This window comes from Paenibacillus prosopidis (genome assembly GCF_003337375.1).
Lineage (GTDB): Bacteria > Bacillota > Bacilli > Paenibacillales > Paenibacillaceae > Pristimantibacillus > Pristimantibacillus prosopidis.
Window position 1 is genome coordinate 205,376 of sequence record NZ_QPJD01000001.1, and the last position, 12,663, is coordinate 218,038.

10 protein-coding genes are annotated in these 12,663 nt (G+C 51.2%); 8 read left to right on the forward strand and 2 right to left on the reverse strand.

Features of this window, described 5'->3' with window-relative positions; genetic code table 11:
• Positions 1-75: 75 nt before the first annotated feature.
• The gene (locus tag DFP97_RS00875) at positions 76-819 is read left to right on the forward strand and encodes an IclR family transcriptional regulator (RefSeq protein ID WP_114378088.1); all 744 of its coding nucleotides are present in this window, start codon (positions 76-78) and stop codon (positions 817-819) included.
• Positions 820-906: 87 nt separating this feature from the next.
• Here DFP97_RS00875 and acnA read toward each other — a convergent pair whose 3' ends face one another.
• Positions 907-3,618 (reverse strand): aconitate hydratase AcnA, encoded by a 2,712-nt coding sequence (acnA, locus tag DFP97_RS00880; protein WP_114378089.1) that lies wholly within the window; start codon positions 3,616-3,618, stop codon positions 907-909.
• A gap of 248 nt (positions 3,619-3,866) precedes the next feature.
• On the opposite strand from acnA, the gene DFP97_RS00885 reads away from it, so the two are divergent.
• From DFP97_RS00885 to DFP97_RS00915, 7 genes are all read left to right on the forward strand, one after another.
• Positions 3,867-5,195, forward strand: coding sequence for an amidase domain-containing protein (locus DFP97_RS00885; protein ID WP_342773238.1), 1,329 nt, complete (start codon positions 3,867-3,869; stop codon positions 5,193-5,195).
• A 78-nt stretch (positions 5,196-5,273) separates the two neighbouring features.
• Complete coding sequence (locus DFP97_RS00890) at positions 5,274-6,392, forward strand: D-alanine--D-alanine ligase (RefSeq protein ID WP_114378090.1); 1,119 nt, start codon at positions 5,274-5,276, stop codon at positions 6,390-6,392.
• 363 nt (positions 6,393-6,755) lie between these two features.
• Complete coding sequence (locus DFP97_RS00895; RefSeq protein WP_114378091.1) at positions 6,756-7,073, forward strand: hypothetical protein; 318 nt, start codon at positions 6,756-6,758, stop codon at positions 7,071-7,073.
• Positions 7,074-7,076: 3 nt separating this feature from the next.
• Positions 7,077-8,099: a UV DNA damage repair endonuclease UvsE gene (gene uvsE, locus DFP97_RS00900; protein WP_114378092.1), complete on the forward strand. Its 1,023-nt coding sequence runs from the start codon at positions 7,077-7,079 to the stop codon at positions 8,097-8,099.
• Positions 8,100-8,210: 111 nt separating this feature from the next.
• On the forward strand, positions 8,211-9,029 hold the full coding sequence (locus DFP97_RS00905) for a sulfite exporter TauE/SafE family protein (RefSeq protein ID WP_114378322.1): 819 nt from the start codon (positions 8,211-8,213) through the stop codon (positions 9,027-9,029).
• A gap of 107 nt (positions 9,030-9,136) precedes the next feature.
• Entirely contained in the window at positions 9,137-9,991 is an 855-nt protein-coding gene (locus DFP97_RS00910; RefSeq protein ID WP_114378093.1) for an inositol monophosphatase family protein, read from the forward strand.
• A gap of 81 nt (positions 9,992-10,072) precedes the next feature.
• Positions 10,073-11,239 carry a PQQ-dependent sugar dehydrogenase gene (locus tag DFP97_RS00915; RefSeq protein WP_245975799.1) on the forward strand — a complete coding sequence of 389 codons (1,167 nt, stop codon included), beginning with the start codon at positions 10,073-10,075 and terminating at the stop codon, positions 11,237-11,239.
• A gap of 97 nt (positions 11,240-11,336) precedes the next feature.
• Here the strand turns inward: DFP97_RS00915 and DFP97_RS00920 are convergent, their stop codons facing one another.
• Positions 11,337-12,647: a glutamate-1-semialdehyde 2,1-aminomutase gene (locus DFP97_RS00920; RefSeq protein WP_114378094.1), complete on the reverse strand. Its 1,311-nt coding sequence runs from the start codon at positions 12,645-12,647 to the stop codon at positions 11,337-11,339.
• Positions 12,648-12,663 lie beyond the last annotated feature (16 nt).

Below are 12,663 nucleotides of genomic sequence, written 5' to 3' on the forward strand. Positions count from 1 at the left end.
TAATAGAAGCAATGAGTTATACTGAATGAGAATCGGTTTCATTGGATGAAACTACAAAATTGGAGGTGCGGCTGCATGGAGGATGGGAAATCTACGGTTCGCGCAGTGGATCGGGCGCTGGATATATTGCTTTGCTTTACTTCGAAGACGGACTGGGCAATGACGGAAATTGCTGAACATGTCGGCTTGCACAAAAGTACGGTTCACCGCATGCTCGCTACGCTGGAGGAGAAGGGCTTCGTAGAACGCGATAGGGCTACGGACCGTTATCACTTAGGTCTAAAGGTATGGGAGCTGTCCGCTAACTTATCGAGAACGGATGATCAAGCGACCATATGGCTGCCGGAGATGGAACGGCTTCGCGACCAGCTCGGAGAAACGGTCAGTATATATGTAAGAGACGGGTCTGAGAGAATTCGTATGCAAGCCGTGCAGAGTAATCAGCCTGTTAGGCGGGTGGCACCGGTCGGCGTCCGGCTGCCGCTTTATGCAGGGGCTTCCAGCAAGGTGCTGATCGCTTATTCTGATCCTGTCGTTCAGGAAAGTATTTTTGGAGATCCGGCTTGGCTGTATTCGATTGATCTTGATCAGTACAAGCAGCAGCTGGAGGAGATTTGCGTGAAGGGTTACGCGACAAGCTTCGAAGAAAGGGAACCGGGCGCTGCGGCGCTGTCCGCCCCTATTTTTGACAGGAACGGGAAGCTGGCGGCAGCCTTATCGATATCAGGTCCGGCGAGCAGGTTGACGATGGATACCATGAACAAATACGCGCCAATAATGATGGAGTCGGCAAAGCGGATGGGCATTATGATTCTGTAGCTGCAGACTAACGATATAAAAAAGCAGCAGGTCTGAGGATAATCCTCGGACCTGCTGCTTTTGTTTTACAGCGTATATTGATGATTACTACATATTAGCGATCATTTGGCGAAGTACCGTTTGCAGGATACCGCCGTTGCGGTAGTAATCAACGTCAACCATCGAGTCCAGACGAACGATTGCCGGGAATTCGAACGTTGTGCCGTCTTCGCGGGTTGCATTAACGGTAACCTTTTGGCCAGGCGTAACGTCATTGGACAATCCAACGATTTCGAACGTCTCGCGGCCTGTAATACCGAGCGTCTTCCAGCTTTGACCTTCTGTGAATTGGAGCGGCAATACGCCCATACCCACAAGATTGGAGCGGTGAATACGCTCGAAGCTTTCAGCGATTACGGCTTTAACGCCGAGCAGGTACGTACCTTTTGCAGCCCAGTCACGGGAGCTTCCGGTACCGTATTCTTTACCGGCAATAACAACAAGGTTTTTGCCGTCTTTCTGATATTTCATCGATGCATCGTAGATGGACATGACTTCGTCAGTTGGCAGGTAAGTCGTTACGCCGCCTTCTGTCCCTGGAGCCACCTGGTTACGAATACGGATGTTCGCGAATGTACCGCGCATCATCACTTCATGGTTACCCCGGCGGGAACCGTAGGAGTTGAAGTCTTCGCGTTTTACGCCATTTTCGATCAGGTATTGGCCGCCTGGGCTGTTTACCGTGATATTGCCGGCAGGGGAGATATGGTCCGTCGTTACGGAATCGCCCATAAGCGCTAGCACGCTTGCCGAGTGAATATCGGAAATGTCCGTAAGCTCGGAGCCAAGGTTTTCAAAGAACGGCGGGTTTTGGATGTAAGTCGATTTTGCATCCCACTCGTAGCTTTCGCCTTGCGGTACCGAGATGGCGTTCCAACGCTCGTTTTGTGTAAATACGTTCTCGTATTTGTCACGGAACATTTGCGGATTAAGCGCTGCTGTCATCGCATCGTTAACTTCTTTCGATGTTGGCCAAATATCCTTCAAGTATACAGGCTTGTTATCTTCTGTATAGCCGATTGGATCGTTAGTCAAATCAATGTTTGTCGTACCTGCAAGCGCATAAGCGATAACAAGCGGCGGCGAAGCCAGGTAGTTTGCTTTTACTTGCGCATGTACGCGGCCTTCGAAGTTCCGGTTACCGGAAAGAACTGCGGAAACGGTCATATCATTGTCCGCGATCGCTTTGCTTACTTCGTCCGGAAGCGGACCGGAGTTACCGATACAGGTTGCACAGCCGTAGCCTGCAACGTGGAAGCCGAGTGCTTCAAGCGGCTCAAGCAGGTTTGCTTTAGTCAAATATTCAGTAACGACGAGCGAGCCCGGCGTCAGGGAGCTTTTCACGTAAGCAGGTTTTTTCAGGCCGAGAGCTACGGCTTTCTTCGCAACAAGACCTGCACCGACCATTACGCTTGGGTTAGAAGTGTTCGTACAGCTTGTAATTGCGGCAATTACGACAGCGCCTGTACCCATTTTGCTCACTTGGCCGTCATTATGGTTAACGGTTACGACTTGCTCGATTTTCTCGTCGCTCAGTCCGTATCCGCCTTTTTCGATCGGCGTGCGGATGATGGTGTTAAACGATTCTTTCATAGCTGTAAGCTCAACGCGGTCCTGAGGACGCTTCGGTCCTGCAAGCGATGGAACGATCGTAGAAAGATCCAGCTCAACGACATCAGAGAATACCGGATCTGGAGTCTCATCCGTACGGAACATGCCTTGTGCTTTGTAATAAGCGTCAACAAGCTCAATCAGATCTTCAGAGCGGCCCGTTTGGCGCAAGTAGCCGAGCGTTTCGTTATCTACAGGGAAGAAGCCGATTGTTGCGCCGTATTCAGGTGCCATATTGGCAACCGTTGCACGGTCAGCAAGGCTGATGTTAGACAAGCCGGGGCCGAAGAACTCGACGAACTTGCCTACTACGCCTTTTTTACGCAAAATTTGTGTTACGGTAAGCGCAAGGTCAGTAGCCGTGGAGCCTTCTGCCAGCTTACCAGTCAATTTGAAGCCGATAACCTCAGGCATTACGAAGTATAGCGGTTGGCCAAGCATACCTGCTTCAGCCTCGATACCGCCAACACCCCAGCCTACAACGCCAAGACCGTTGATCATTGTCGTATGGGAATCCGTACCTACAAGGGAGTCAGGGTATACAACGGTTTCGCCATCGATTGTTTTCGTAGCGGCAACGGATGCGAGATACTCCAAGTTAACTTGGTGAACGATACCTGTTCCCGGCGGAACCGCGCGGAAGTTATCGAACGCCGTTTGAGCCCAGCGAAGGAAACGGTAACGCTCTTCGTTACGCTCGAATTCAACTTTCGTGTTATATTCAAGCGCTTCAGGGGTACCGAATGCGTCAACCATAACCGAGTGGTCGATTACAAGGTCAACCGGTACGAGCGGGTTGATTTTCTTCGGATCTCCGCCTGCTTTTTTTACAGTGTCACGCATGGCAGCCAGGTCGACAACGACCGGTACACCCGTGAAATCCTGCAATACGATACGTGCAGGAATGAATGGAATTTCTTTATCTTCGCGTCCGTCAGCCCATGTTGCCAGCTGTTTGACATGCTCAGGGGTAATCGCACGGCCGTCAAATTGACGAACAGCTGCCTCAAGCAAAACTTTGATGGAAAAAGGCAGCTTCGAAATGTCGCCCAGTCCTTGTTCTTCCAGTCCGCCAAGACGGTAGTAGGCAAACGAATTGCCGCCTGCTTCAAGCGTTGTGCGAACCGAATAATGATTTTGTGTTGACATCGTCATTCTCCTCTTTTGAATGTATTTCGTGTTTCATTCTGTGAAACACAATTTCAAAATCGCTATATCTATAGTATATCGTTAAAACGGTCGTTCCGTAAAGACCAATTATGCCCTTTCCTCCTTATAATCATTGTGAAAACGAACTAGACGATTGTTACATGAAACGGCAGTTCCTCTCATATAATGAACCAGTTATTCTGTGTCAATCTGCTCATGCATCAAGACAAGGTCAGGGAGGGATTGCGATGCCGCGAACAGGTAACCGGGGACCGGGCAATCAGGTTCATAAGCGTAATCAAGCTCCGTCAAAACCGATAATGCCTCTGAACAGGCCGCAGCAAAAAGTTTCGACGCATGCTGTAGAGAAGCAGCTGTTGCAGCATGCGGCGCAAGAAGAGCGTCAGGCAAATCGGACGGATCGGACGCAACTGGGGCTGGAGCGTACAAATCAACCTTCGCTGCCCGGCCGGCAGCAGCAGCCGAAGCTGAACTCGCTTTTGCGTTCATCAGATTATGATCAGCATCGCCAGCAAGGAAAGCAGCAGGGCTGGAAATCAGCCGTTCATCGTTACGTAAGCCTGTACAATCAGGCCGAAACCGAGCAGCATGCTGAAGTGCTAACCGATTATGTGACGGACTCTGATCACTGTGAGCGGCTTCGCTGCAGGCTAGAGCGGCTGAGAGAACGTGATCTGCTTCGCGGTGTTCTTCCAGCGGGCAGTGAGACGAAGGCGGAGCTTATTCGCGTGAACGAGTCGCCTAGTGAAGTGTCGGTGCTTATCAGGCTTCACATTAAAAGAAAGATAGAGCAGTCAGGACGGTATTACATGGAGGAACGATCCGAATTTGAACGCCTCTGGCTAGGCCTGTTAGGCGACGGCTGGGATGTAATGCGGGTTGAACCCCTTATTGCAGAGCGCAGGCCGCGCTTCGGCACATCAACCGATGATAATTGGATGAACGCCGCAGACTATTCGGAAATATTTGGCGATATGTCGACACCGTCAACACCATACTTAAATTATGACCTATTACCGCAAATCAAAAACCGTCCGTCAGGGATTCGTTACAGGAGAGATTTGGCTGCCGCTTATGCGGACCGCTGGTGGAATGAAGGTAACCCGGCTTATGAGCTGTTTGAGGTGAATTGTACCAATTACGTGTCCCAGTGTGTCTTTGCAGGTAATGCCCCGATGAACTATACTGGTAAAAGGGGAACGGGCTGGTGGTACAAAGGCCGGAATAAAGGCGGCGAATGGTGGAGCTACAGCTGGGCGGTTTCTAATGCGCTGACTAATTTTTTATCAGGCTCAGGTTCCAAAGCTTCCGGCATGAGAGCCGAGGTTGTTTCGTCAGCTGCAGAGCTTCAGCTTGGAGACGTTATTACGTACGATTGGAATGGCGATCACCGCTTCCAGCACAGCACGATTGTAACCGCATTTGATGCGTCAGGCATGCCGCTCGTTAACGCCAACACCGTATCCAGCAGGCATCGCTATTGGGACTACCGTGATTCTTACGCTTGGACGGAACAGACGAAATATCGTTTTTTTCATATTTCTGATCTTTTGTAATGATGGTTTGTAATGATGAAATGATGTAATGATGATCTTAATAGCAATTATGAAATTTATCGTACCGGAGGATGTGCCATGGGGAGCAGAATTAGAGTTGGTTTAGTTTACGGGGGGAAATCGGGAGAACATGAGGTCTCTCTGCAGACGGCTTTTGCCGTAATGGGCGAGTTTGACTACAGCAAATATGAAATTAAACCTTTCTATATTACGAAGCAAGGCGAATGGAAAACGGGGAATGTGCTTCATTCCCGTCCAGGAAGCGTAGAAGAGCTCCGTTATGATACGAGCGAGGCGAAGCAAACGGGCTTCGCGCTCGCTCCATTATTTGCTGGCTTGAATGGAGGAGTGGCTTCGGACAGCCAGGAGCCTGGCATTGACGTCGTATTTCCGCTGCTGCATGGAACGTTTGGCGAGGACGGCACCATTCAGGGTCTGTTCGAAATGGCAAACATTCCTTACGTTGGGGCGGGCGTGCTTGCTTCTGCCGTCGGGATGGACAAGATTATGATGAAAAAAGTGTTCGCTCAGGAAGGCTTGCCGCAGTGCGTATTCCGTTACTTCAACCGCACGCAATGGGAGAAGGATGCTTCCTTCTTCATCATGGAGTGCGAAGTGGCGCTCGGCTATCCTTGCTTCATCAAACCGGCAAATCTTGGCTCGAGCGTTGGCGTATCGAAAGCTAAAAACCGCGAAGAGCTGATTGCAGCCGTTAACTACGCATTCCGCTTTGACCGCAAAGTCATCGTCGAGGAGTTCGTCGATGCCCGCGAAATTGAAGTGAGCGTACTCGGCAACGACGAAGCGAAAGCATCCGTTCCAGGCGAAATTGCACCGTCCAATGAATTCTACGATTACAAGGCTAAATACATCGACGGTAAATCGACCATGCAAATCCCGGCCCGTCTGCCGGATGAAACAACAGATACCGTCCGTGAAATGGCTGTTCGCGCTTTCCAAGCGATCGACGGCTCCGGCCTGTCGCGAGTCGATTTTTTCCTGCGTAAATCAGATAATCAGCTCTTCATCAACGAAGTCAACACGCTGCCGGGCTTCACTCCATTCAGCATGTACCCGCTCATGTGGAAAGAAACCGGCATTCCTTACAAAGAGCTTCTAAACACCCTAATCAACTTAGCCCTATCCCGCCACGCGGAAAAACAACGCATAGATTACACCGGCGGATCGGCAGAATAGTAGTAACGTAGTCAGGCATTGACCTAAATAGGCAGCACAGGTGCATGCGCATCCAAAGTAAGCGTGTCCCCAGGGACGAAAGCGAGCACTACTCAACCCTTACTAACATGTACTCTGTATCTCCCGCGTTAGTCCAATTGCGGGTGTCCAGAGGGTGCAACCCTCGGGGCCCTCCCTTGGAAGGGAGGGGTTGGGTGGGTTCGAAAGCCTTTGAAGGTTTGGATAGAAGCCTTTGAAGGTCTGGGTAGAAGCCTTTGAAGGTTGGTAGTAAACTCCTTTGAAGGTTTGGGTAGAAGCCTTGAAGGTTGGTAGTAAGCCCCTTTGAAGGCAGGGTAGAAATTTCACTGAAAGGAGGGAAACTAAATGGGTTTCGCAACCGAGTTTAATTCTGTTTGCAAATTCAAGTCCGAGCAAGAGCTGTATGAATTGTTAGAGTATGGACGGGGCAAAATGGTCAAGAGCGGCTTTCGCGTATTTCCGACAGGCCAGAAGGTGATTGCCTACACGCCGACCAATGATGCGATCGCGATTGTCCGCATTTTAGCTTCTATCGCAGAAATTAATTTTCAAGGCGAAGAAGTGACACAAGTGGAGATGGAGCTCGTGAGAAAGCTGACAGAGGAAGAAGCGAAAATTCAAACGGCGCTTGCCTATGAAATGTTTTTTGGGGAACGGGCTTAGTCTATGATCGTAAGATTCGGCTTTGTAGCTATGAGCCTGCAGCTTGAAAATGCTTCGCCGTCAAGAACGATGACATTCACCAACTTCTCGAAGCTTGATGACCGGGAAGCGGGGATTCGGAAGCTGGAGAGAATTGCCGAAGACAATTTACGCAGTACGCTGCGTATTTTGAAGCATTGCAATGCCAGCAAAATTCAAATGTACCGTTTTTCGTCAAAGCTCATTCCGCTCGCTACGCATGAGGATTTGGCGGATTGGGACCCTCTTTCAACGCTTAATCCGACTTTTCAGGAGATCGGCGCTTTCGTTCGGGAGCATGAGATGCGGGTTTCTTTTCATCCCGATCATTTTTGCGTTTTTAGTACGCCGCGCCCTGAAGTTCTTGAGAAGTCTGAGCTCGATCTGAATAATCATGTCCGGATGCTTGAAGCGATGGGACTTGATGAAGCGACCAAGTGCAATATACATATCGGTGGAGCATATGGCGACAAGGCTGTAGCCGGAGAGCGGTTTATCCGTCAGTTCGGCGCCTTGTCGTCCCGTCTTAAGAATCGGATTACTCTCGAAAATGACGACAAGACGTTCACGGTAAGTGAAACGCTGGAGATCGCCGAGCAGGTTAACGTTCCGATGGTGCTGGACATTCATCATCATGCCGTCAATCCAGGCGACACCGGTGAGGAGGAGCTTTACGGCAGCTTATGGCCGCGAATTGACCGGACGTGGCAGCTTGAGCGGCAGCGATTAGGAATTGGCAATGCCAAAAAGCTTCCTCCGAAAATTCATGCCTCCAGTCCAAAAAGCATGGCCGATCCGCGCGGCCATGCCGATTTTGTTGAAGCAGGACCGCTTGTCCGTTTTTTGCGGCACGCTGCCCGAACGAGCGATTATTTGGACTGTATGCTGGAAGCAAAAAGCAAGGATGAGGCCTTGTTTAAACTCATCGGGGATTTGGAGCTAATGGAAGAGCGCGGAGAAGGCGGCGTTAAGGTGTTAGAAGGCGGAAGCGCGGAAATTACGGTATAAGCTTTGGCAGGCAGCACCGCCAAGGATCGGCCTTTACGGTGCTGCCTGTATATGATTCAGCTCGCCGCATTCTACATGCCTATTACGCAATTGAAAGCGGTGATTATTTTCATGGAATGGATACTGCTCGTTTTGCTCGGCGTTGTAGCAGCTATGTTCGGCAGTATTGTAGGACTAGGCGGCGGGATTGTTATCGTTCCTGTTCTTATGCTGCTTGGTCCGCTATTAACGGGCGAGACGATTGGTCATGCAACGGCAGTCGGCATTTCATTAACGGTGCTGGTCGTAACCGCACTCGCATCAACACTATCGTATGCAAAGCGCAGCATCGTTGATTTTCGCAGCGGCTGGCTATTTTTTATTACGAGCGGTCCTGCTGCCATGCTTGGATCCGCATTAACGGGTATGCTGCCGGCTGGCTTGTTCCAGCTGGTATTTGGCGTATTTATGCTGCTAATGGCTGCACTCTTGGTTGCACGAGACTATATGAAACCGTTTTCGAAGCAATGGCCGATCGTCCGTACGATGACAGACGCGTCCGGACAGGTGCACACATACAGCTATGGCATTGTTCCGGCGCTTGCGATCGGGTTTGGCGTTGGTCTCATGTCGGGCTTGTTCGGCATCGGCGGCGGTTCGTTATTTGTGCCGCTTATGGTGCTCCTATTCAGATTTCCCCCGCATATGGCGACGGCCACGTCGATGTTCGTTATTTTTTTATCATCGATTCTTGGCAGCGGCATGCATGCATGGCTTGGGGAGACGGATTGGCTGCTCGTGCTGGCGCTCGCCCCGGGGGCGTGGATTGGCGGCAAACTTGGAGCGGCGATCGCTGTGAAAATGAGCGGGAAAGGGCTGCTGTGGCTGCTTAGAATTACGCTGCTGCTGCTGGCGGGCCAATTAATTATCGACGGCGTGAGAACATTTTGACATAGGGAAAATAATCATATGCGAAACTAGACATAAGCTTGAAACGTAATAAAAGTTAACAAAGAAAAAACGTTCGTGAATTTACATAGAGGGAAGAGTGATAGACCGTGAGTGACCAGAATAACGCTACCGTTATCGGCGGGAAAAGCTTTACTGCAGTCGCTATTAATTGCGCGTCGAAAGCAGGAGAATGGATAAAAACGAAGCTTGGAAACTATGCAAGCCTTGATATAAAGTATTCGTCGCACGACCTGGTTACGGAGATAGACAAAGGCTCGGAACGCTTAATCCGGAATTTAGTTTTGACGCATTTTCCGCATCATTCGTTTTTGGGAGAGGAAGGCGTCGAGCCGGGACCGGAAGCTTCGACGCGCGCTTTGGAGGATGTCCGCGAGGCGGAATATTTGTGGATCGTAGATCCGATCGACGGTACAACGAACTTTGTGCACGGTTTTCCTTATTTCTGCGTATCTATAGCGCTTGCGTATAATGGTGAAGTCATCGTGGGTGTCGTCTATGATCCGATGAGAGATGAGCTGTTTGTCGCGGAAAAGGGCAAGGGAGCTTATGTCCACGGGAAACGGATGCAGGTGTCCAAGGAAGAAACGCTGCGCGGAAGCCTAGTCGCAACGGGGCTCCCGGCCGAACATCAATATGCTTTGCCGTTAAACCTGAAAGGCATACAAGCGGTTGCTCCGAAAGTCCGTAACCTTCGGATAGCGGGCTCTGCGGCGCTGCATTTGGCTTATGTGGCTTCAGGACGTTTGAGCGGATTTTGGGAGATTGGATTGAACAGCTGGGATTTGGCAGCAGGCTCGCTGCTGATTCAAGAGTCGGGCGGCGTCGTGAGCGATACGTTCGGTAAGCCCTACGAATTAGGGGTGCGCAACGTCGTAGCCTCGAACGGGCTTATACAGGAGGAGCTTATCGCTGCACTGGCTGAGGCGAAAGCAAACGAGTAACTAGTACAGGACAACGCTCCGCGATGCTCGCAGGTGCGTTGTCCTTCTCTGTCTTACGTATGAGGGGAGGATGGAATGGTTATGGCTGTTACGAAACGAATAGCTGCTCTTGTTATGATTTCCGTGTGGCTCAGCGTGCTTGCCGCTTGTGATGATAATGAACCAACGGCTTTACCGCCTACGACAAATGCACCGGCAAACGAAGCGACGAATGCTCCTGTGGACAAGCCCGCGGAGACTGCGACGAATAATCCGGTTGAACCGGGCGATCCTAGTGCTGCATATGAGGTGTTGGCGGAGGAGCTCCGCATACCATGGGTAATCGCCTTCGATGGGGATATCGTCTATATTAGCGAGCGCGAAGGCAATATCGTCAAGGTAGATGGAAAAGAGATGACGCGCCAATCGGTAAATCTGCTCAAAAATGTGCATGGCCAGGGTGAAGGAGGGTTCCTCGGTCTTCTGCTGGCACCGGATTTCGGGCAGTCAAAAACAGCCTATGCCTATCATACCTATGAGGAGAACGGCAGGGTGCTGAACCGTGTCATTTTGCTGAAACAAAACGGAGACCAATGGGACGAGGTAAGCGCTTTGCTTGAAGGCATACCGGGAGCAGCCAACCATGATGGCGGAAGGATGGCGATTGGGCCGGACAACCTGCTTTATATTACGACGGGGGACGCGCAGCAAAAGGAGCTTGCACAGGACCGGAGCAGCTTAGCCGGCAAAATACTGCGGATGACGCTGGAGGGCAAAGTGCCGGACGGTAATCCGTTTCCGGATTCTTACGTATATTCGTATGGCCACCGTAATCCGCAAGGGCTCGCATGGAATCAGGAAGGCGTCATGTTCAATACAGAACACGGCCCATCAGGCGACCCGGGCGGGCATGACGAGATTAACATTATTGAAGCAGGCGGTAATTATGGCTGGCCGAATATTTACGGAGACCAACAGCAAAAGGGAATGATTACGCCGGTTTACCATACGGGGGAGGAAGCCATAGCTCCTTCCGGCATGACGATCGATGATAACAACCGTCTGCTGATTGCGGCTTTGAGAGGAGAGGCTCTCTATCGCTATGATCCTGCTACCAAGGCAATGGATGTTGTATTCGAGGGCGAAGGCCGGCTGCGCGACGTTAAAATGAAAGACGGAAGCATTTACGTGATTACGAACAACACCGATGGACGGGGAACTCCGTCGGAGAACGATGATCGGCTGCTCTTATTGAAAAATGTAAAATGATTTAAAGTTAACGGGATCAAATAAACGAGCAGGCATCATCGCCTGCCCGTTTATTTGGTGTCAATTATCAATAAGAACGCTCGCCTGAGCTGCGTTGCTACAGCCTTGAGAAAGCATAGTTAGCCGCATTAATCGTTGCATCAATATCGGCTTCCGTGTGCGCCGTCGTCATGAACCATGCTTCGTACTTAGAAGGAGCGAGGTTAATGCCCTGATCAAGCATCAGCTTGAAAAACTTGCCGAACAGCTCTCCATCCGTATCCTGCGATTCCTCATAATTCGTAATCGGATGATCGCAGAAATGTGCGGAGAATGAGCCGCGAATTTGATTGATCGTCAGCGGAATGCCATTTTGCTTTGCAGCAGCCTGTAGACCAGCCGCAAGCTTGGCAGCCAGCGCGTCCATTCTATCGTAGATGCCTGGCTCCTGAAGCAGCTCAAGGCAGGCGATGCCAGCCGAGATCGAGGCAGGATTGCCTGCCATCGTGCCCGCTTGATAAGCAGGGCCGAGCGGAGCGACCTGCTCCATTATTGCACGGCGTCCGCCGTAAGCTCCGATCGGAAGACCGCCGCCGATGATTTTGCCAAGCGCGGTCAGATCGGGCTCGATAGCTTGGCGGTCAGGGAATGCGGCATAGGTTTGGGCTGCCCCGTAATGAAAACGGAAGGCGCTTATGACTTCGTCATAGATGACCAGTGCACCAGCTTCGCGGGTGAGACTGCACAGGCCCTCTAAGAAGCCTTCATGCGGCATAACCATGCCGAAGTTGCCGACAATCGGCTCAACCATAACGGCCGCAGTATCGTCACCCCAGCGATCTAACGCAGCCTTTAATGCCGCTAAATCATTAAACGGCACCGTGATCACTTCATTGGCGATGCTGGCCGGTACGCCGGCGCTGTCAGGAATGCCGAGCGTCGATGGACCGGAGCCGGCAGCGACGAGCACGAGATCGGAATGGCCGTGGTAGCAGCCTGCGAACTTAATGATTTTTGAACGCTTCGTATAAGCGCGCGCGACACGAATGGTCGTCATGACAGCCTCTGTGCCGGAGTTGACGAAACGCACTTTGTCGAGCGACGGAATAGCCTGCTTCAGCATGCGGGCCAGTACGATTTCCAGCTCGGTTGGCGTTCCGTAAAGCGTGCCGTTCTGTGCGGCGCGAACAATGGCCTCTGTAATATGCGGATGAGCATGCCCGGTAATGATAGGGCCGTAGGCGGCCAAATAATCGATGTACCGGTTGTCGTCGACGTCCCAAAAATAGGCGCCCTCGCCCCGCTTCATGAACACCGGCGCACCGCCGCCTACCGCTTTATAGGAACGCGAAGGGCTGTTTACGCCTCCGACGATATGCTGCAGCGCTTCATCATAAAGCTGTTCGGAATTTGGTCGTTGTATCGTCATGGAAAGGTCCCTCCAA

Bases quoted from the DNA above. Each gene is read 5' to 3' on its own strand.
- DFP97_RS00875 (WP_114378088.1), top strand. From the start codon at position 76: ATGGAGGATGGGAAATCTACGGTTCGCGCAGTGGATCGGGCGCTGGAT.
- acnA (WP_114378089.1), bottom strand. From the start codon at position 3,618: ATGTCAACACAAAATCATTATTCGGTTCGCACAACGCTTGAAGCAGGC.
- DFP97_RS00885 (WP_342773238.1), top strand. From the start codon at position 3,867: ATGCCGCGAACAGGTAACCGGGGACCGGGCAATCAGGTTCATAAGCGT.
- DFP97_RS00890 (WP_114378090.1), top strand. From the start codon at position 5,274: ATGGGGAGCAGAATTAGAGTTGGTTTAGTTTACGGGGGGAAATCGGGA.
- DFP97_RS00895 (WP_114378091.1), top strand. From the start codon at position 6,756: ATGGGTTTCGCAACCGAGTTTAATTCTGTTTGCAAATTCAAGTCCGAG.
- uvsE (WP_114378092.1), top strand. From the start codon at position 7,077: ATGATCGTAAGATTCGGCTTTGTAGCTATGAGCCTGCAGCTTGAAAAT.
- DFP97_RS00905 (WP_114378322.1), top strand. From the start codon at position 8,211: ATGGAATGGATACTGCTCGTTTTGCTCGGCGTTGTAGCAGCTATGTTC.
- DFP97_RS00915 (WP_245975799.1), top strand. From the start codon at position 10,073: ATGGCTGTTACGAAACGAATAGCTGCTCTTGTTATGATTTCCGTGTGG.
- DFP97_RS00920 (WP_114378094.1), bottom strand. From the start codon at position 12,647: ATGACGATACAACGACCAAATTCCGAACAGCTTTATGATGAAGCGCTG.